At 36.2% G+C, this 20,391-nt stretch carries 17 protein-coding genes; 4 read left to right on the top strand and 13 right to left on the bottom strand.

Going from position 1 to position 20,391, the window contains the following annotated elements; genetic code table 11:
- Nucleotides 1-24: 24 nt before the first annotated feature.
- Nucleotides 25-1,284, bottom strand: a complete 1,260-nt coding sequence (locus EO244_RS07225; protein WP_241687955.1) for an S-adenosylmethionine:tRNA ribosyltransferase-isomerase — start codon at nt 1,282-1,284, stop codon at nt 25-27.
- Nucleotides 1,285-1,427: 143 nt separating this feature from the next.
- Here EO244_RS07225 and EO244_RS07220 point away from each other — a divergent pair, with 143 nt between their 5' ends.
- Nucleotides 1,428-2,447: a Smr/MutS family protein gene (locus EO244_RS07220; protein ID WP_129253985.1), complete on the top strand. Its 1,020-nt coding sequence runs from the start codon at nt 1,428-1,430 to the stop codon at nt 2,445-2,447.
- A 79-nt stretch (nt 2,448-2,526) separates the two neighbouring features.
- Here the strand turns inward: EO244_RS07220 and EO244_RS07215 are convergent, their stop codons facing one another.
- The 3 genes from EO244_RS07215 to EO244_RS07205 form a co-directional block, all read right to left on the bottom strand.
- Nucleotides 2,527-3,174, bottom strand: coding sequence for a LysE family translocator (locus EO244_RS07215; RefSeq protein ID WP_206734514.1), 648 nt, complete (start codon nt 3,172-3,174; stop codon nt 2,527-2,529).
- A gap of 105 nt (nt 3,175-3,279) precedes the next feature.
- Nucleotides 3,280-5,082 (bottom strand): lysophospholipid acyltransferase family protein, encoded by a 1,803-nt coding sequence (locus tag EO244_RS07210; RefSeq protein ID WP_129253984.1) that lies wholly within the window; start codon nt 5,080-5,082, stop codon nt 3,280-3,282.
- A 284-nt stretch (nt 5,083-5,366) separates the two neighbouring features.
- On the bottom strand, nt 5,367-6,206 hold the full coding sequence (locus tag EO244_RS07205; RefSeq protein ID WP_129253983.1) for a histidinol-phosphatase: 840 nt from the start codon (nt 6,204-6,206) through the stop codon (nt 5,367-5,369).
- Between the two features lie 229 nt (nt 6,207-6,435).
- Here EO244_RS07205 and EO244_RS07200 point away from each other — a divergent pair, with 229 nt between their 5' ends.
- Together EO244_RS07200 and EO244_RS07195 are read left to right on the top strand one after the other, a co-directional pair.
- Nucleotides 6,436-8,280, top strand: coding sequence for a YgiQ family radical SAM protein (locus EO244_RS07200; protein WP_129253982.1), 1,845 nt, complete (start codon nt 6,436-6,438; stop codon nt 8,278-8,280).
- 89 nt (nt 8,281-8,369) lie between these two features.
- On the top strand, nt 8,370-9,095 hold the full coding sequence (locus EO244_RS07195; protein ID WP_129253981.1) for a tetratricopeptide repeat protein: 726 nt from the start codon (nt 8,370-8,372) through the stop codon (nt 9,093-9,095).
- 44 nt (nt 9,096-9,139) lie between these two features.
- Here EO244_RS07195 and EO244_RS07190 read toward each other — a convergent pair whose 3' ends face one another.
- Nucleotides 9,140-10,090, bottom strand: coding sequence for a TIGR01212 family radical SAM protein (locus EO244_RS07190; protein ID WP_129253980.1), 951 nt, complete (start codon nt 10,088-10,090; stop codon nt 9,140-9,142).
- Between the two features lie 270 nt (nt 10,091-10,360).
- Here EO244_RS07190 and EO244_RS07185 point away from each other — a divergent pair, with 270 nt between their 5' ends.
- Nucleotides 10,361-11,917, top strand: a complete 1,557-nt coding sequence (locus tag EO244_RS07185; RefSeq protein ID WP_129253979.1) for a DUF4301 family protein — start codon at nt 10,361-10,363, stop codon at nt 11,915-11,917.
- Nucleotides 11,918-11,989: 72 nt separating this feature from the next.
- Here the strand turns inward: EO244_RS07185 and EO244_RS07180 are convergent, their stop codons facing one another.
- The 8 genes from EO244_RS07180 to EO244_RS07145 form a co-directional block, all read right to left on the bottom strand.
- A complete protein-coding gene (locus tag EO244_RS07180; RefSeq protein ID WP_129253978.1) occupies nt 11,990-12,679 on the bottom strand; it encodes an IspD/TarI family cytidylyltransferase in 690 nt (229 codons plus the stop codon).
- Between the two features lie 86 nt (nt 12,680-12,765).
- Entirely contained in the window at nt 12,766-13,545 is a 780-nt protein-coding gene (gene map / locus EO244_RS07175) for a type I methionyl aminopeptidase (protein ID WP_129253977.1), read from the bottom strand.
- A 224-nt stretch (nt 13,546-13,769) separates the two neighbouring features.
- Nucleotides 13,770-14,249 (bottom strand): S-ribosylhomocysteine lyase, encoded by a 480-nt coding sequence (locus EO244_RS07170; protein ID WP_129253976.1) that lies wholly within the window; start codon nt 14,247-14,249, stop codon nt 13,770-13,772.
- A 64-nt stretch (nt 14,250-14,313) separates the two neighbouring features.
- Nucleotides 14,314-15,048: a 50S ribosomal protein L11 methyltransferase gene (locus tag EO244_RS07165; RefSeq protein WP_129253975.1), complete on the bottom strand. Its 735-nt coding sequence runs from the start codon at nt 15,046-15,048 to the stop codon at nt 14,314-14,316.
- Between the two features lie 19 nt (nt 15,049-15,067).
- A complete protein-coding gene (locus EO244_RS07160) occupies nt 15,068-16,225 on the bottom strand; it encodes a trans-sulfuration enzyme family protein (RefSeq protein ID WP_129253974.1) in 1,158 nt (385 codons plus the stop codon).
- A 26-nt stretch (nt 16,226-16,251) separates the two neighbouring features.
- A complete protein-coding gene (locus EO244_RS07155; RefSeq protein WP_129253973.1) occupies nt 16,252-17,247 on the bottom strand; it encodes a PLP-dependent cysteine synthase family protein in 996 nt (331 codons plus the stop codon).
- Between the two features lie 772 nt (nt 17,248-18,019).
- Nucleotides 18,020-18,598, bottom strand: coding sequence for a cytochrome b/b6 domain-containing protein (locus EO244_RS07150; protein WP_129253972.1), 579 nt, complete (start codon nt 18,596-18,598; stop codon nt 18,020-18,022).
- Between the two features lie 428 nt (nt 18,599-19,026).
- A complete protein-coding gene (locus tag EO244_RS07145) occupies nt 19,027-20,061 on the bottom strand; it encodes an alpha/beta hydrolase family protein (protein WP_129253971.1) in 1,035 nt (344 codons plus the stop codon).
- Between the last annotated feature and the right edge of the window lie 330 nt (nt 20,062-20,391).

Genomic DNA, 20,391 nt, shown 5'->3' with positions numbered 1-20,391 from the left:
AAATTCTATTCACATATCTTCACTTTAGGACTTCATCAATAAAGAACTATCTCCATAGCTCAAAAATCGGAATTTATTATTCAACGCATAATCATAAATATCACGCCACCTATCACCCACTAAGGCCGAAATTAATAACAATAAAGTACTCTGAGGCTGATGGAAATTAGTCACCAGGCCCGAGATAATTTTAAACTCATAGCCAGGAGCAATTATAATTTGCGTTGCGGCATTAAATAATGACAGATTTTCCTTTTTCATAAAATCAATAATCGCCTGATAAGCATCAATACGTGAGTAAGTCCCATCAAGATTATAAGCATCCCATTGTTCCAACAAATAAGGATTCTCTTTACCTGTCAGCAACTTAACCCCAAGCCAATACAAGCTTTCAAGCGTTCGAACTGATGTTGTCCCAACGGCTACAATACCATTTTCGGCATCGATTATTTGTTGCAAACTATCCTTGTTTACTTGAATATGCTCGGTATGCATTTCATGATCTCCAATCTGTTCAGCCTTAACCGGTTTAAATGTTCCCGCTCCAACATGAAGGGTTAATTCAGCTCTATTCACCCCATTTTCATCCAGGCGATTAAATACAGAATCGGTAAAATGTAAACCGGCGGTAGGGGCAGCAACCGATCCCTCGTGTTTTGAATAAACCGTTTGATAACGTACCAAGTCCGTATTTTCAGTATCTCTATTTAAATAAGGTGGAATCGGAATTTTACCTGTCAGCTCAAGAACTTCACTAAAGCTTAACTCCTGATTATCCCAGGTAAATTTTATTTCATGAGCACCATCCAAATTCTCAATATGCTCAGCACAAAGATATTCTTCCTTTCCTTCAAAAATAAAGCTCATCTTTAAAACACCTGACTTCCACTTACGCAGATTGCCAATGATACATTTCCAGGTACAAACCCCTTTTGCTTGAAAAGCTAAATTATAATCGGCAGGATTAAGAGGTTCCAAACAAAAAATCTCAATACGGGCACCCGTTTCCTTATAAAAAATCAATCGGGCCTGAATCACCTTGGTATTATTAAAAACCATGGTTGTTCCTTCAGCTATTTCTTCTGGCAGATTTTGAAATCCTCTCTCCTTTATTTCATTACCCCTGTAAACCAACAACTTTGACTCTTCACGCTTACTTAAAGGATATTTTGCAATCTTCTCATCCGGTAAATCGTATGTAAAATCTGATATTTGAATGTGCTGTGGATTCATTACTGTATCTTCGGTTCTAACTTCCATCTCTCCTATTATATTTCTCAACATCACAATTCTCCTGAGTCGGAGAATAGAATTGGTGTGCAAAAATAGTTAACTTTGTTCGTATTATAAAACAATGCCTCAGATTCCGCTCATTATGGGTGATTTTTTAAAAGAAACACATCTGCTGGCAATAAATCAGATATCACATGCAAATAAATATTGGAGATAAAGTCAGATTTCTTAGCGAAATTGGAGGGGGAAGAGTGACCCGAATTATCGATGCCAAAACCGTAATGGTTCTTAATGAAGAAGATGATTTTGAAATTCCAACTTTGAAAAAAGATTTGGTTGTTATCGAATCCCAATCTGAAGGCAACACCTCTTCTTCACACAGTCTTTCAACAAAGCAAAAAGCGACTACTGCTAAAAATGAACCTCTTAAAGTTCAAAAAGAAGACATCTATTTTGCCTTTGTTCCCCGTGCAGGTTACGACATTACCTCAAGTCCGCTTGAACTCTACCTTATAAATGATACCAACTCGATACTGCTTTACAGTTTCTTTAATCAGAATGGTTTGAAATTCGAAGGGATCACAACAGGAAATATTGATCCAAACTCAAAAATCTTATTAACTGAATTCGATCAAAAGGATTTAGGAAACTTAAGTGCGTTTCACTTTCAAATCCTATATTATCAATCCGGTGATTTTACCCCCAAAGCACCAATTAATAAAACAGTGAAGATTCAGGCTGTGAAATTTTACAAATCAAATTCATATAAGCTTACTGACTATTTCCACGAACAGGTTATACTTCACCAGATTACCGGTGAAGAAATCGAGCATAAATTGGAAGAACTCAGTCAAAAAGACTTTAATAAACTGATTCGTGAAAAAGAGGGAGAATCAAAGAAAATTGAAAGCCCTAAAATCAATCCTAAAACCGATATTTTGGAAGTCGATTTGCATATCAACAAACTGATTGACTCGGTTACAGGTTTCTCAAATGCTGACATCCTAAATTTCCAAATGGATAAATTCCACGAGATTATGCGTGAAAATGAAGGAAAAAAAGGCGCTAAGATTGTCTTTATTCACGGGATAGGAAATGGTACTCTGAAGCAGAAAGTGTTATCAGAACTTAAAAGAAAATACCGAAAACACAGTTCACAAGATGCCTCGTTTAAAGAGTATGGCTATGGTGCGACATTGGTAACAATCAGATAGATTACCCAATTTAATACAAACAAAAAGGAGAAAGTAATTCAATTACTTTCTCCTTTTTTTTATATCCTCAATAGTATACTTATTGCAAAAATGATTTCACAGGCTCGAAACAAGAAAGAAAAACCAAGAAACCCAAAACTGCGATAATAATACCTGAAATTTTATTGATCCAAAACATCTGCTTCAATCTGAATTTTTTCCTGAAAACATTCACCAATGTTGAAAGCGCATACCACCAAATTGCCCCTCCTAACAAGACACCTAACATCAAAAACAAAGAAACTTTAGTTGAATTCGCGTCACTAAAAACCGAAGCTCCAGCAAACATGGCCCCAAAAAAGATTACTGCTATTGGATTTGAAAGTGTTAGAAAAAAGATAGCTAAAAAATCACCTAGCATTCCACGTTTTCCCGGGGTTTGAGATTTCCGAAACTGTTTAATGGTATTGGTAAAGAAAATTCGCAGACCAACAAAAACTAAAAATACAGAGCCAATCAATCGAAAATAAAATTCCTGAGCCTGAATAAAATTAATAACAAATCCTAAACCCAGAATAGCAATTGAAGCAAACAATGTGTCGGCAACCGCCGCTCCAAACCCAGAAATAAAACCAGCTAATCTTCCCTTCTGTAGTGTCTTTTGAATGATTAAAACACCAATTGGACCCAATGGTATTGATGCCATTAGTCCTATAACAATTCCTTTAATTATATAGTGAATATCCAAGTGATAGGCTTTTTCAAATAAAAAATTCAGTTGACAAAGGTCGTAATTTTATACTAAAACACCCCTGCTTCTTAAATATATTGTGTTAAAAAGAATGAAAATATCTTACTTTTTCTTTTCACGAGTTGCAAAACGAGTAGAGACTTCATCGTTGTTAATTTCCTTCGTCAATGATTCTATCATATTTACAGGAACATCAAACAAATCAACAACAATTAAACCATCCAAACAATCATTAAAATTAGGATCGATATTAAAACCAATGATTTTTGCATTTAAGGAAATATACTTCTTAAGTAGAACCGGAAGCTTATCATTGGATACCTCAAAATCACCAATTAGTTTATCAAGCTTATTGATATCGCTCTTTGCAGCCTCAAGCAAGATATCCATATCAAGTCCCTTTACTTTGACTTTAAATTTATTACGCGACTTAATAAACTGTCCCATTTCATAATCGAAATAGTTTCGCATGATAAATTTAATAATCAAATCCTTTGATGTATTAGAATATTCATTGCTAATACTAACAGGACCAATCAGATAACGACACTCAGGATTCTTTAGCAGAAAATACATGATCCCCTTCCACAACAGGAACAGAGGCATAGGTTTTCTCTGATACTCTTTAACAATGAAAGATCGTCCAAGCTCAATCGATTCGCTTAAAACCGGCTGAAAGGCTTTTTTCATTTTAAATAAAGATTGCAAGTAAAAACCTTTCAATCCGTATTTATTCAGAATTTCTTTACCTTTTCCGACACGATATGCGCCTACAATTTTATGATTCTCTTCATCCCAAATAAAGAGTTGATGATAATACAAATCGTACTCATCCACATCGATGCTTTGGTTGGTTCCTTCACCAACTTCGCGGAAAGTGATTTCTCTTAAACGACCAATTTCATTTAAAACATTTGGAATATCATCAGAAGGAGCGCAGTAAACCGAGAAATTTCTAGATTTAAACAAGAGGTGTTCAGACAGATTTTCGACTTCCTTAATGATCAACTGAGTATCAACTGGAGGAATTACATCTTCAACTTTTTTCTTTTTTGACGTGGATTTATTTTCATAAAACTTTTTCACCTCAACAGCACTTCCCAGCATATAGGTTTTTGCTCTTAAGAAACGTCCATACTGATTGATATCTGTAAAACCTTTCTGATCCTTAACCGAAATTGGATTTCCAATCCGAATACGAATGGTTTTGTTCTTTTTATTTAATAATTCAGATGGTAATTTCACTGTTCTTAAAACAGGATGAATCATACCCATCAGATAAAAAATCAAACTATTACTTCCCTGAAAGTGGATCGGAACAACTGGCACTTCAGCCTTCTTAATAAATTTCAGAATAGATGGTTGCCATTGCTTATCAGTAATATTTTTCGATTCAGATTGGTAAGCTGAAACCTCTCCCGCTGGAAAAATTCCAAGAGGAGCCCCTTCGCTCATATGACGCAAAGCTTCTTTTATCCCCCCCATACTTGAGGCAACACCTTTTCTATCCTCGAATGGATTAACACCAAGGAAACAATCCTTAAGTGGCTCTATCTTTTGAAGAAGGAAATTCGCCATCACCTTAAAGTCCGGACGAATATCGCTTAGAAGTTTTATTAATAAGATTCCATCAATCCCTCCAAAAGGATGATTGGAAATACTGATAAAACTACCATTTAAAGGAATACGCTTTAACTCTTCCTCGTCAAATTCAAATTTAATTCCTAGATCGTCAATTAATCCATCAATGAATTCAACACCTGATTTCTCACAATTTGCAGAATATAAATCGTTCAATTTATTTAAACGCAGAATATACATCAGCAGCTTGGCAAAGCTCTCTCCTCCAAACCAATTTAAACTCTCACTAGCTTTTAACAAATCCTTGGGATCAACCAATTTCATGCGTAATTATTTAATATTAATATGGCTTATAGACCTAGATTTCCAGTCTAATATCTACAAAAACATGATTCCTTAGAATATGTATTCCACGTGTAATTTCTTATATCAATTCACAAAAGAAAAAGACCGAACACTTTCAATACTTAATTGAAAGGATCTATTTCTAACCAACAGTAAAAATGTTAAAAACACCATTTTCAGCCTGATACAAATAAGATCTCAGTCGTTTTTCAATCGAGTAAAAATAGCATTTATTCTCATAATAAATCAAAATTCCTCACATTTTATATGCCTATATTTTTCCACTTCCCCTTATCATAAATACGAATGCTATCATAACCAGATTCTTTCAACATTTCAGAGGCCTCTTCAAAATACAACAATAATTCATCGGGATGGTGTGCATCGGTGCTTATCGTCATTGGAATTTGGTTTTTAAAGCAGGCTTTCGCAAAATTAATATCCGGATAAAAGGCAGGTGATTTTTTTGTGTAAAGACCGCGGGTATTGATCTCAACAATACAATCAGTCTCTTTTATAACAGCAATTGTTTCTTTCAATAAGTCCTGATACCATTTTTCATCTTCAGAAAAATATCGTCCCTTATTATTCATCTTTATCTTATCGATATGCCCTATGATATCAGGTTTTTGAACAAGTATCATTTCATTAACCTGTGAAAAATAATCCGAAACCATTTTTTTTATATCCCCTTGATATAAACATTCCAGTCCATGCGAATAATTCGTATCCGGGCCATCTAAAAATAAGAATTCATTATCTACAGGTGATTGAATCAAATGCACCGAACCAATCGTATAGTCTAAACCCAAAGCCTCTTTAACCTGAGCAAAAGGCTTGGTTAAACCAGGAATATAATCCAATTCCAATGAAAGATAAACATCAATTTCATTTTGATATTTTTCTGACAAAGCTTTAATCTCACTCACGTAATTGTTTAACTGATTTTCCGCCATATTCCAGGAAACCTCAACAGGAAATGGAGCATGTGACGAAAAACCCACAGCATGCATTTGCAATTCAATCGCACGCTGAATAAAAGCCTCTGCTTTTGCCTTACCATCACAATAGTCTGTGTGAGTATGGTATGAAAAATACATCATAACTAGAGTTCTAATTTTGTTAAAAGATACCAGGTCACCAAAGATAATAGATCATCACACCTATGGTATAAATTAATGCTTCTTTAAAATCTTTATAAATAAAGTAGTAACTTTGCGCCAAAGTACAAAAACAACAGGTTTGATACTTCCCGATGAAATTCGGGATTGTGTGAGAGTATATCAAGCTATTTGCGTTTTGCAATGCAGCTTGTCAATGAAAAGAATCAAGATGAAAGACGAAATATCAGGAAGATACAATCAATGGTTACCAACTTCGGCAAAGGAAGTGAAAGAAAGAGGCTGGGAAGAGCTGGATGTTATTTTATTTAGTGGTGATGCCTATGTTGATCACCCCTCATTCGGTGCTGCCGTGATTGGTCGAATACTGGAAAATGAAGGATTAAAAGTGGCCATTGTTCCTCAGCCTAACTGGCGTGATGATTTACGTGATTTTAAAAAATTGGGGCAACCTCGTCTGTTTTTTGGTATCACGGCCGGTAATATGGATTCCATGGTAAATCATTACACGGCTAATCGTCGTTTGCGTCATGATGACGCCTATACACCTGAAGGCAAGCATGGTTACCGCCCAGACAAGCCAAGTATCGTCTATTCACAGATTTTGAAAAAACTGTATCCTGATACGCCCATTCTATTGGGAGGTATTGAGGCATCTTTACGTCGTGTCACACACTACGACTACTGGTTGGATGAACTAAGACCAAGTATTTTATGCGACAGTTCTGCAGATTTACTGGTTTATGGAATGGGTGAAAAACCCTTAAAGGAAATTGTTCGGCTACTAAAAAAAGGCGTTCCCTTTGAGACCTTAAAAAACGTACCCCAAACCTCTTTTATTGCCAAAAAAGGTGAAGCTTACCCAACCAAGAAAAAGTGGGAAACACAAGTCCTGTATTCGCATGAGGAATGCTTAAAGGATAAAAAGAAATTTGCAGGCAACTTCCGCCATATCGAAATGGAGTCGAATTCCATGATGGCAAAAAAATTGGTCCAAGCCTATAAGGATTCGGAGGTTATAGTCAATCCGCCTTATCCTGTTATGAAAGAAAAAGAGCTGGATGCCATATTCGATTTGCCTTACACACGAATGCCTCACCCGCGCTATCAGGGAAAAACCATTCCTGCTTACGAGATGATTAAATTCTCTGTGAATATGCATAGAGGGTGTTTTGGTGGTTGTTCATTCTGTACCATTTCTGCTCATCAAGGTAAATTTATTGCAAATCGTTCAAAAAAATCAATTCTCAAGGAAGTTGAGTACGTGACCAAAATGCCTGATTTTAAAGGCTATTTATCTGATCTTGGAGGCCCTTCAGCAAATATGTATCAGATGAAAGGTATTTTCGAAAGTATTTGTCAAACTTGTCGACGCCCTTCGTGTATTCACCCCAATGTTTGCCCGAATCTGAATACCAATCACCAGCCAATGCTGGATATCTACAAGGAAGTTGATAAAATTCCAGGGGTGAAGAAATCTTTTATTGGCAGTGGTGTACGTTACGACTTAATGCTTCATAAAACCAAAGACGAAGAGGTGAATAAAGCAAACAAGGAATATGCTGTTGAACTAATTAAAAATCACGTCTCGGGACGATTAAAAGTTGCCCCTGAGCACACTTCTGATGAAGTTTTGGATATCATGAGAAAACCTTCATTCAAACTGTTTTACAAACTAAAAGAGTTTTTCGACGAAATCAATCAGAAGGAAGGTTTAAATCAACAGTTAATTCCTTACTTCATTTCAAGTCACCCGGGCTCACAAGGCGTGGATATGGCTGACCTTGCTGTAAAAACCAAAGAATTAGATTTCAAACTGGAACAGGTTCAGGATTTTACACCAACGCCAATGACCGTAGCAACAGTTATTTATTACTCGGGCTATCACCCTTATACCATGCAAAAAGTGTTTACTGCTAAAAGTAAACAAGAAAAATTATCACAACGTAAATTCTTATTTTGGTATAAAAAGGAGTATCGAAATGCCATTAAGACTGAATTAATTAATATGGGTAAAAAAGATTTATTGAAGAAGCTTTTCGGAACAAAGGCTTAAAAACTTCTTAATTTACAATATATATCGGCAAAACCTTTTAAGTTTTGCCGATATTATTTACATTAGATCAAAATTTATAATTTCCCTTTATGTCTATCGTCTTTATGAAATTAAAACCCATAAGCTTTATTCTAATCCTTGTTCTGAGCCTTTCTTCGTGTACAAAAATGAAAGTCGATAAGCTGAACAAAAAAGGGATGGCCCTATTTGAGCAAAAGAAATACAAGGCAGCCAATCAAGTTTTTTCCGAAATACTAAGTATCGATAAAGATTTCCTGCCAGCCTATTTCAATCGTTCAATTTCCTATTCATTTAGTTCGAAAAATGCTCAGGCTATTCAAGATCTCAATCACCTTATTAAGACTCAGGGCTATTCTGAAGAAGCCATCTTAAATCGGGGGGTTGTTTATGAAAATATGGGCAAATACAAATTGGCCATAAAGGACTACGATCGAATTCTGGAAGTAAATCCACATCATCTTCAAGCCCTGCACTATAAAGGTATTTCGTTGTATTACATCGGGGATTTTAATGCAGCTATTACCGAATACGATAAAGCCATCAAAGAAGGTCTTGATGTTTCGGGTATTTACTACAACAAGGCTGTTGCTCTGGATTGTCTAAAACGATATAAGGAAGCCATAGATAATTACAGTAAGGCCATCAAAATAGATCCGAAATTTAAACAAGCTATTTATGCACGGGGAGTGGCCTACTACAATATTAAAGATATGAAGCTGGCTAAGGCAAATCTGGAATATGCAAAAAAACTAGGACACCCTAAAGCTGAGCAAATGCTAAAGACAATCCAGTAAATTTAACCACATATAACAGTTTAATCCTGATCTGATTTTAACGATCAGGATTTTTTGTACAAGCGACCTTGCCAGGACTCTCTTTCTTCCAGTCGTTTTTCAAGTTTGGCCACAAACTGATAATTCTTAATCCCCCACTTGGGTGCAATCAGCCAACCCGGAGGAGCCTGATTCACAAAACGATCCAACATCACATCAGGATTCATTCGCTCCATCACATCAATCACAAAATCGATATATTCTTCCATGCCAAACAAATGGAATCTATTGGGATCTGCTTCATACTCTTTAGCCATCGTTGTGTGATTCAAAATTTGCAACTGATGCAATTTAAGCGTTTCAATCGGTAAATTCGATAAGCGAATAGCATGTTCCAACATCATCTCAGGGGTATCATGAGGCAAACCGTTTACTAAATGTGCTCCAATATGAATGCCACGATTAGCCGTAGCCAGAATTGTTGCCTCAGCTTCCTCATAAGTGTGTCCGCGATTAATCGCTTCCAAAGCCATATTGTTGGCAGACTCCACCCCATATTCAACTGCGATATAATAATCCTTAGCCAAAATCTCCAGATAATCCAGTAAAGGCTTTGAAATGCAATCCGGGCGAGTGCCAATCACCAACCCAATTACTTTTTCGTGAGAAAGAGCTTCTTCATACAAACTTTTTAAAAGTTCGAGTTCCCCGTAGGTGTTTGAAAAAGCTTGAAAATAGGCCAAATATTTTTGGGTTTTGTATTTACTTGCAAAAAACTGAATCCCCTTCTCAATCTGTTCTGTCACTGATTCTTTTGGGGAACAATAAGCTGGATTAAAACTTTTATTGTTGCAATAGGTACACCCTCCGGTTCCCTTACTCCCATCTCTATTTGGACAAGTAAAACCAGCGTCAATAGTCACTTTTTGAATACGTTCAGAAAACTTTCTTTTAAAAAATCCAGGAAAATCGTTGTAACGTTTATTGTGCCCCCAAGGGTATATCTCTGTTTGCATATTTATTTTTGCTTTGCCGCAAAAGTACAAACTTATAAGCATTCTGCAATGCTCAAGCGTTTCAGTCGCATTTATATCAGTTCAAACGGCATTAGCCCCTTCATTTTTAGAGATATAAATCATTTACTTTTTTCACTGACTTAAATCATTGTATTATTGATATTTAAGAAATAACCTATTAATGACTTATCAAAATATTAGAGGAAATCGAATTCATATTGAAAACATTTTTTTATATTGCTCCTTCGACAATTTACAAAAAGCAAAACCATGTTCTCAAAAAAAGACCTAAGCCTCATAAAAAAACGAGGTATGGACAAAGCCAAAATCGAAGAACAATTGAAACACTTCGAAACAGGTTTTCCTAAAGTAAAGCTAGTTAGCCCAGCCATCATTTCGGATGGAATAATGAAAATTGATGATGAAGAATTGAAAGTTCTAAGAGATCAATACATCAATCGTCCCAAAAAACTTTCTGTCATCAAATTTGTCCCTGCATCAGGTGCAGCGAGTAGAATGTTTCAAAAACTCTATGATTTCTTAAACAACTACCACGAAACTGAAGAAGATTATCTGGATTATATGAAAGATAAATCGCCTGAAGGCATGTTTAAATTTTTCGAAAACATCCAGGATTTTGCCTTCTTTGTTGATTTAAGAGCAGCCTTGCAGAAGAAAAATCTGGACATCGAAAAGTTACTTGAAAAAAATAACTTCAAAGAAATACTAAACACCTTACTTAACGCCAATGGTTTGAATTATAGCAACAAACCCAAAGGCTTATTAAGATTTCATAAATATCAGGACTATTCCCGAACAGCTTTCGAAGAGCATTGGGCTGAAGCTTTGCATTACGCAAAAAATTATAAAGGCACTGCTCAGCTCCATCTAACCATTTCTGAGGAGCACAAAAAACTCTTTGCCAGAAAGCTAAAGAAATCAAGATCTGCTTTCGAGAAAAAGTACGATGGCAAACTCAAGGTGACATTTTCATATCAAAAAGCCTCTACCGACACCATAGCTGTGGATATGGAAAATAAACCTTTCAAGGATGTTGATGACAGCTTATTATTCCGACCAGGTGGACACGGTGCGCTTATCGAAAATCTAAATGAGCTTAAAGCAGATTTGGTTTTCATTAAGAATATCGACAATGTTGTTCCTGACAGACTTAAAGAGACAACCTACCAATACAAGGAAGCACTGGCTGGTGTTTTATTAAAATATCAGAAGCAAATATTTGAGTACTTAAAGGAACTCGATAATCCAAAAATCGAACTGACTTCAGAGAGACTTTTGGAAATGCTAAACTTTTCAGTCAACCAGCTATGTATAAAAACACCAAAATCGCTTAAAACAGACAACTTAACCAAACTAAGAGCTTACCTGCTTGCGAAATTTAACAGACCTATTCGTGTTTGTGGTATGGTTGTGAACGAAGGTGAACCTGGTGGCGGACCTTTCTGGGTGAGAAATGCTGACAACTCATCATCATTACAAATTATCGAAAGTTCGCAAATTGATCTGGAAGATAAAAAACAAGCTAAAATTATGGGTGCCTCAACACATTTCAACCCCGTTGATTTGGTATGTGGTGTTAAAGATTACAAAGGAAAACAGTTTGACCTAACCCAATTTGTTGATCCTGAAACGGGATTTATTTCTAAGAAATCGCATAATGGCACCCCATTAAAAGCCATGGAACTTCCTGGCCTTTGGAATGGTGCAATGGCAGACTGGAACACTATATTTGTAGAGGTTCCAAGCATTACATTTAATCCTGTAAAAACAATTTTCGACTTACTTCGTGTTGAACACAGAAACTAAATCAGGAAAAAACATAATACAAAATGCCCCTCAAAATCTTCATTCTTGAGGGGCATTTTTATATCGAGTTGTCTAAATCAACAAATCTTTTCCTGTGGCTAAATCCTGCTCAAAAGTAATTTTGATATTCTTCTCATCGCCTTCAACAATATGAATAGCCTCATTAGGCAAATAATTTAAAACCACACCACAATCGTCGCTGGCTTTAAAATCTGGATCCTTCAATGCCAAATCGTAGGCTTTCTTTATAATCTCGTACGAGAATGCCTGTGGGGTCTGAGCCCTATAAAGAAAATCACGCGGCGGAACGGATTCTATACATTTCACATTATTCAGTTTGAAGATTGTATCCGTACTTGGAATAGCCACAGCCACTGATTTTCCTTCAGCCAAACTGGTCAATACATCGTCAATAATTCTCTGACTCACAAAAGGACGAACAGCATCGTGAAAAATTAAATTCACATTTTTCTCATTCTCATAGGCTGCAATAGCTGCCAAACTGGAATCACTTCTCTCCTTACCTCCGCATAGAATTTTAGTCACCTTTTTAAAACCAGCTTCACGCACAATACTCTCAACATCGGCAACAAAATTCGAATGAATCACCACACAAATTTCAGAAATACCAGCATGCTTCTCAAAAATAGCCATGCTATGCTCAATAATCGATTTACCGGCAATCTTCAGAAATTGCTTAGGCAAATAAGCCCCCATACGCTTTCCTGTACCACCCGCAAGAATAACAGCTACATTTTTCATATCAATATAAAGTCTGAAAAGTCAAAAGGTCTGAAAGGTTGAATTTTAATTTAGTCTGCACCCTTAAATATTTTCTCTAGAAAAATCTATTTAAAGATATCGTACTCTCCCACATCGGTTAAAATCTCGTACCCCTCTTTTGTCACCAAAATTGTATGTTCAAACTGAGCAGATAATTTATTATCTATGGTACGAGCAGTCCAGCCATCTTTCTTATCGATAACAGCACGTGCCTTACCTATATTAATCATGGGTTCGATGGTGAAAATCATACCTGGTTTCATAATGTCACCCGAATTGCGTTGCGCAATATGCTCAACCTGTGGCTCCTCATGAAAATCCATCCCAATACCATGCCCACAAAACTCATAAACAACACCGTATTTTTTTGCCTTGGCAAAACGACCAATTGCAAAACCTATGTTCCCAAAATAGTTATCAGGCTTCACCTGCTCAATACCTAAATACAAAGCATGCTCTGTATCCTCAACCAATTTTGCTGCCTGATCTGATATTTCGCCAATGGTAAACATGGTACTAGTGTCACCATAGTAGCCATCAAGAATTGTAGTGACATCAACATTCAAAATATCACCTTCTCTCAAAATAGTTTTCTCACTTGGAATACCATGACAAATCACCTCATTTAAAGAGATACAACTTGATTTTGGGTAACCATTATATCCTAATGTTGCCGGAATAGCCCCATTATCGCGCATATATTCTTCGATTAAATTGTCAAGATAAAGCGTATTAACGCCCTCTTTCACATAATCGCTAATAAATTTCAGTGTATTTCCAGCCAACTGAGAACTCTTTCTAATGCCCTCAATTTGCTCTGCAGTTTTAATTATAATCTCGCTCATCTAATTTTAAACCTATGGATTAGAGCTGTATATTCTCATGGAATAGTTCTCAATAAAATTCCCACACAACCCTTAATAAAAGAACACCCAAAGGTCTGCAATGATTCCTACTTTTGCAAACAAAAGCTTTCATAAATTTTTAAGGCATCATCAAGTTAATCTATAATTAAAATCCTCCCTGCTAAAAGAACAAGGAGGATGTATCAACACATAAAAATCTAACACTAAATCGGATAATTCAAATTCTCATAACCTAAGTTTGTAAGCACCTGATCATAGAAGCGTTGCGACTCCCAATTGGCCATGGGTAAATCGTGACTCAAACTATAGCCACACTCAATACGTTTCGAGCCCGGTATTTCACCTTTAAAATTGGCCATAAACAAAAATAAGTCTTTGGTCAGATCAACAATATCTTCTGATTTGTAATCCCCATGTAGAATAACATAGAATCCCGTACGACAGCCCATCGGTCCAAAATAGACTGTTCGGCTGCCCCAAACCTCACTATTGCGTAAAAAAGTTGCTCCCAAATGCTCCATGGTGTGCATGGCCTGAATATCCATAGCAGGTTCACGATTTGCCAATTTCAAACGAATATCAAAACTGGTTAGAGTTTCTTCCCCAATCTGATCTTTCCGCGACACATAAATACCAGGATTCAATCTGTCGTGATCTACATTAAAACTATCTATCTGTTTCATCTTACTTCTTTCATTAACTTATTATTTTCTAATCTTGTCTCTCTGCTCGAACTTTATCTATACTCTAAGCACTTTTCAACTTCAATTCAAAAGGATAAACCATAGCCTTCCAAATCCCATCTTCCCGAAAAATGTGAATTTTCCCTGCTTCATTCAACTGCTTATAGAATTCAATATTCTTTTCTACAAAAGCTTTATTGGGTAAAGCATAAGTATTAATCATACGAGCATTATAATTCTGACCAATCAGCTTAAAGGTACTCTTGTAATCAGACAAGCTTCCCACATTAATATACAAACGACTATCAGCATGCATAAACTGTGGAGCGATTTTCAAAAATTGGATTAAAATCTCATTACCTAGTTTGCCACCATTGATCGTTTGGGCCAAATCTTCACCCAAATTGAGTCGATAATCCTCAGGCAAAATTTCCTGAGGAAGATTGGCAATAATCACATCGAATTGACCTTGCAAAGGACCAAAAAAACTACCCGCAAAAGCCTGAATCTGAACCTTGTTTTTTCGAGCATTTTCTTTCGCATTATTAACCGATATTTCACTGGTATCCGTCGCCCAAACCTCAGCACCCAGTTGTGCTGCCATCACAGCGAGTATGCCACTTCCCGTTCCAATATCAGCCACCCGATCACCCGCTTTAATCCGGATATTCTGAGCAAAAGGCACCACAAAATCGGAAGGCGGAAACACATTGGGATGTAAATCTAAACGGATCTGATTGCCCTGCAACTGATAATCACGAACTTCAGGGCGATCTAAAAAAAAGTTTTGAGTTTTCATTTTCACAATTCTTTAATGCTTAAAAATTTAATGCCTGAACCAAATCTTCAATTAAATCTTCGGTTTCTTCTATCCCCACCGAAACTCTGATTAGGGTATCGGTAATCCCCAACTTCTTGCGATCATCCACAGGTACTGAACCATGGGTCATTAGGGCCGGTAATTCAATAAGAGACTCAACCCCACCTAAGCTTTCTGCCAGGGCAAAATACTTGAGATTAGATAAAAAGCGCTTGGCATCTTCTAACTCTCCTTCCAATTCGATAGCCATCATCCCACCAAATCCTCGCATTTGTTCCTTAGCCAGTTCATGCTGAGGGTGAGACTCAAGTCCCGGATAAATCACCTTTTTCACCTTTGGATGGTCACTCAAAAACTTAGCAATCTCAATGGCATTTTCCTCATGCTGACGCATTCTAAGACTCAAGGTCTTTATCCCTCGAAGCACCAAATAGCTATCAAAGGGTGACATCATCGCTCCAGCAGAATTTTGCATAAATTGAAGCTTCTCATACAAGTCGTCACGACTGACCATCACAGCACCTCCAATTGAATCGCTGTGACCATTGATGTATTTTGAGGTTGAGTGCAAAACAATATCGGCCCCCAACTCCAATGGATTCTGAAAATATGGACTCATAAAGGTATTATCCACCACCAAAATCAAATTGTTCTCTTTAGCAATCAAGGCGATTCGAGCAATATCGGTCAACTTCAACATCGGATTGGTTGGTGTTTCAATCCAAATCATCTTCGTTTCTTTACGAATCGCATCTTCAACTCGTGCTGGATTTGCACTGTCAACAAAACTAAATTCGATACCGTAATTGGCCGTGAAAACTTTTCTAAAAAGTCTTTGGGTTCCACCATACAAATCATCAGTAGTAATGACATGATCACCCGACTTTAACAGAGCTAACAAGACAGTAGTCTCTGCTCCCAAACCTGATGAAAAAGCCAGACCATAACGAGCTTTTTCTATAGCCGCCAACTTGCTCTCCAAAGCCTTTCGGGTTGGATTCAACGATCTGGAGTATTCGTATCCCGCTGTGGGAACTTCAACCTCTTGACGGGCAAATGTGGTCGACAAATGCAGGGGAACAATAACATCACCTGTAGCTCCTTCTTGAAAATTTGGCTTCTCGCCTATGTGAATTCCTTTAGTAGTAAATTGCATATCTTATTGTTTTAAATCTGTTTTATTTATTGAATTGTTTCTAATTTTTTCTCTTCCAGCAAACCTTTTTCCCGCATCCACTGATCATTATAAAGGCTGCTTAAGTAGGATTTACCCGAATCGGGCAAAAGGACTACCACCACATCATCTTCATGAAGCTGAGCAGCTACTTGTAAAGCTCCCTTTACAGCTGCTCCTGCTGACGAACCAGCAAAAATGGCATCCTTAAGCACTAATTCTCTGGCTGTAGCAAACGCATCCTTATCGCTAACTGTAATAATCTCATCGATAACAGAAAAATCAACCGTATCCGGGATAAAGTCTTCTCCAATTCCCTCAATCAAATAGGAATGAATAGGCCCCTGAGTTTTGTAGAACTCATGTTTATAGATTGAGCCTTCCGTATCCACACCAATCACCTTGATATTGGGATTTTGTTCCTTCAAATATTTACCAACCCCCGAAATGGTTCCACCGGTACCAATACCTGCCACAAAATGGGTGATCTTTCCCGCCGTATCTCTCCAGATTTCAGGCCCGGTACTTTCGTAGTGTGCCCTGGGATTATTCTTATTAAAATACTGATTGGGTGAAAAGGAATTTGGGATCTCTTCGAGTAATCGTTCAGCCACTTTATAATAGCTACGAGGATCGTCAGGCTCCACAGCTGTTGGGGTACGAATAACTGTCGCACCATATGCGGTGAGCAAATTCTCCTTTTCCTGACTCATCTTATCGGGCATGGTAAAGATCAATTTGTAGCCCCTCAGAATACCGACCTGAGCCAAGCCCAAGCCTGTATTGCCGGAAGTCGGTTCAATAATAGTTCCGCCCGCTTTTAAAAATCCCTTTTTTTCAGCCTCATCCAGCATCGCAACAGCAACCCGATCTTTACTGCTGCCTCCGGGATTAAAACTTTCCATCTTGCTGAGTAAAAGCGGCGCATAATCCCTGTTGATTTGATTCAATTTCACCAAAGGCGTATCACCTATGGTCTCTAATATATTTTGATAATATTTCATTTTTCCTTCTAATTTTTCTGATAAAAAACTCAGGTTCAAGCTTTTAAGCTCAAACAAAACTTTTCACTTTAGGCTGTAGCTTTCCTTCTGAACTCAAAAGAACAGTTATAAGGCTTACTGTGCCAATGCCTGATACTCACAAAACTGCAATATCAATCAGGACAAAAATTCAATGTGTTTTTATCAGCCACAACAGACCGTTGTGGAAATACGAAGATGATAGGGTTTAATTTGTTGAAATCTCATGATGCCGTTTTCAAGATAATTATTCTGATACCAATCAGTATCAAATCTCATTAACCAATTTGATCAAACTTTAAAGCCTACAAATTGAATTTCTCTTAACAAGAGCAACAACAGACAAATCTTGAAAAATAGGGTATTCCGGTTTGAGTGGAAATTGACATGATTAATAGGTAATAATGAAAAAGAAAGAATGATTCATTGGGACATTGATTCCCGAACAGGCACATAGGACGTACCAGCAAACTGTTTAGCAACAGCAGCAGCAACAACACGTATGTGTTGCAGAAAAAACATTTTCTATTGAATTCATTTTATTCATCGGGGACAAAGCAAAGGCTTTTTTTTGAATCTCGCAAGAAAAAAACAAAAAAAAGATAAAAAAGTCTTATTTGTAATTCAAAACGAACAATTGGAGATACTGAATACAAGCCTTAAGTATTAATCAATACCAAAAACTATTCCAGCAAAGCTAAATAAACTTAAAACCCTGTATCTAGACTTACCCCTCCAATCGATCAGCCTCTATTCAATCCTCATTATGTGTTCCGCTTATCATCCTCGAAACGATTCCTTTTTGATCAGAAAATTCAGCAATGAAAACGCCTGCCCAATGAATCACAATAAAAGGGATTAAATAGTAAATTGAGAGAACATGGATTTCTTCCATCAGACTTTTGATAGTTTTGGGCCCAAATTCAATAATTAATCCCGTAGCTAAAGAAATGATGATACAGATATAGAAGATGATGTACAAGCCCTTTTGAAACCTAAGTTTAGGAGTTAAATTTTTACGTAATGGATTTTGATACTTTATATAACCAAATATCGGAAGTATAAAACGGATACTAAATAAACCAACCAGGACATAGCCAATATAAATATGCCAGTTCCACATAGGTTGTCTTATCTTTTTAGCTAAAACAATAAGCTGTTTTTGAGATAGAACCTGATCTGTCCCACTTAGGTAGTCTTGTATGATATTCGCGACATTGGTCTTATTCATCCAAGTTAATCTCATAAATATTGTCGCTAATAATAGCACGAGTGAAACGGCTATTGCCCAATGAATAATTCGGTATATTTTAGAATATTCTTTCTCTTCCATAATCATCTATTTTTGAAACAAATACACAAAAATAATGTGAGCGGTTAAAAATTCGATTACACATTTAGGCATGAATTTCATCACATCAGTCTTTTCATGACAAATTTATCAAAACTGCCTGATCTATTTATCATTTTATTAAAATAACTGGCCGACCTAAATTCTTTTATATGAAAAACAGAATCAATATGCTTAAAATCAAATAATCATGTCCGATTCAATCTTAACTCCTTTCATTTTGCTATAATCATATGCTCTACCTAAAACCATAAATACTGAATAGGCTAAAATCCAATTTTTATTGAAAATCGCAAAAACAATTTAATTATTGGACTGATTATATATAAATTACACTTTCCTTATTTACTGACTACAAACCTAAAAAAACTAAAATCTGCTTATCACAGACCATCAGATATAATTGGTGCCTATAGTTTTTCCTTAAACCATTTAATTAATAATTTATTAAGCTCATTTTTTTTATTAGAAAAACTATGGTTCGTTTCAAATTTTCTTAACTCGAAATCATAATTCATTTCAACTAGCTTTTCAGCAATTTTATCAGCTTGGTTGGGATTTACACGTTTGTCTTTAGTCCCACAAAGTATTAACAGACTGCTTTTTTTACTTAATTCATCAGCCCAATAAATAACAGAACGTTTTTTTAATTCCTCTGCCTTATTTCTATGATAACTTGGTATAAGTTTAGCGCAAACCTCAGTTTCCATCTCAGGTCTATCAGTAACTAATTGTGATAGATCTGTTGGACCATTTCCAATGACAGCCGTCGTAATAACATCTGTTTTTTTTAGGGCTAAGTATGTCATCATTCCGCCCCTTGACCAACCTAACATTCCAATACGATTTGGGTTCGCTTTTCCAATATCTTTAACCGTTTCAGTTAAATTTAAGACATCTTGAATATCCTCTCCGCCAAACTCATCATTTTCTCTGTAACAACTAGCAATGACCACGTAGCCTTCATTCGCTAATTTTGAAGTCGCAAATATCAAAGAGTAAAGCGTTTTAGCTTTAGCTACTTTTCCAATTTCTTTATTTCCTCCTCGGTTAAAAATAATCACAGGAAATTTACCATCTCTTTTAGGTTCTGCAACTATCCCATTCACCAATAGAGAGTCGCTTTTATAAGTAATAACGAAGAAGTTAACATCCTTCAAATACTTGTATTCATTTTTTAGAGAATTATTTTTTGAAAGTTTTTTCCAAAGTGGTGGTATCTCTGAAAGATTTATTAATCTTTTTGATTGGATTTTTCCAGTTTTTAATTTTTGAGCCGCTTGAAGATCATCTGAAGTTATTTTAATATCTAAAATAGTATTGTTTAAACTCTCAAAGGCCATGTAAGATGTGTAATATTTCTTAACAAGAATAACCCCTATTGAGAGGCCTCCAATTATTATTAATAATCCAATAAGTTTTGCAATCCGTTTTAATAGTTTCATAAATTATATATTTTTTATAAGACAACTTCATAAATGTTTTATTACAAACATTACCTCCAATGTGAATAAAAATTCTGCACACTCACACTATTCATCCGCTAACCATTATTAAACAAAGGCGATTACAGTATAAATATTTTGAGATAGAATTGCGTCAAAACCTGTTTATCTTTTGTCTATTGATTAAGAATGAACCAATCTACAATTTTTACACGAAAATCAGATGCTTTATTCTTTAATTTATTTTTAAATAAACCCACTTATTGAATGTGAAAAGAGAACTATTCAATTTTAAAGCCTCAAAAAAACAAGAAAGATTTCAATACTCCC

It is taken from the genome of Ancylomarina salipaludis (assembly GCF_004122035.1).
GTDB lineage: Bacteria > Bacteroidota > Bacteroidia > Bacteroidales > Marinifilaceae > Ancylomarina > Ancylomarina salipaludis.
The sequence above is the reverse complement of the archived record's forward strand: the minus strand, read 5'-3'. Positions and strand labels throughout refer to the sequence as shown.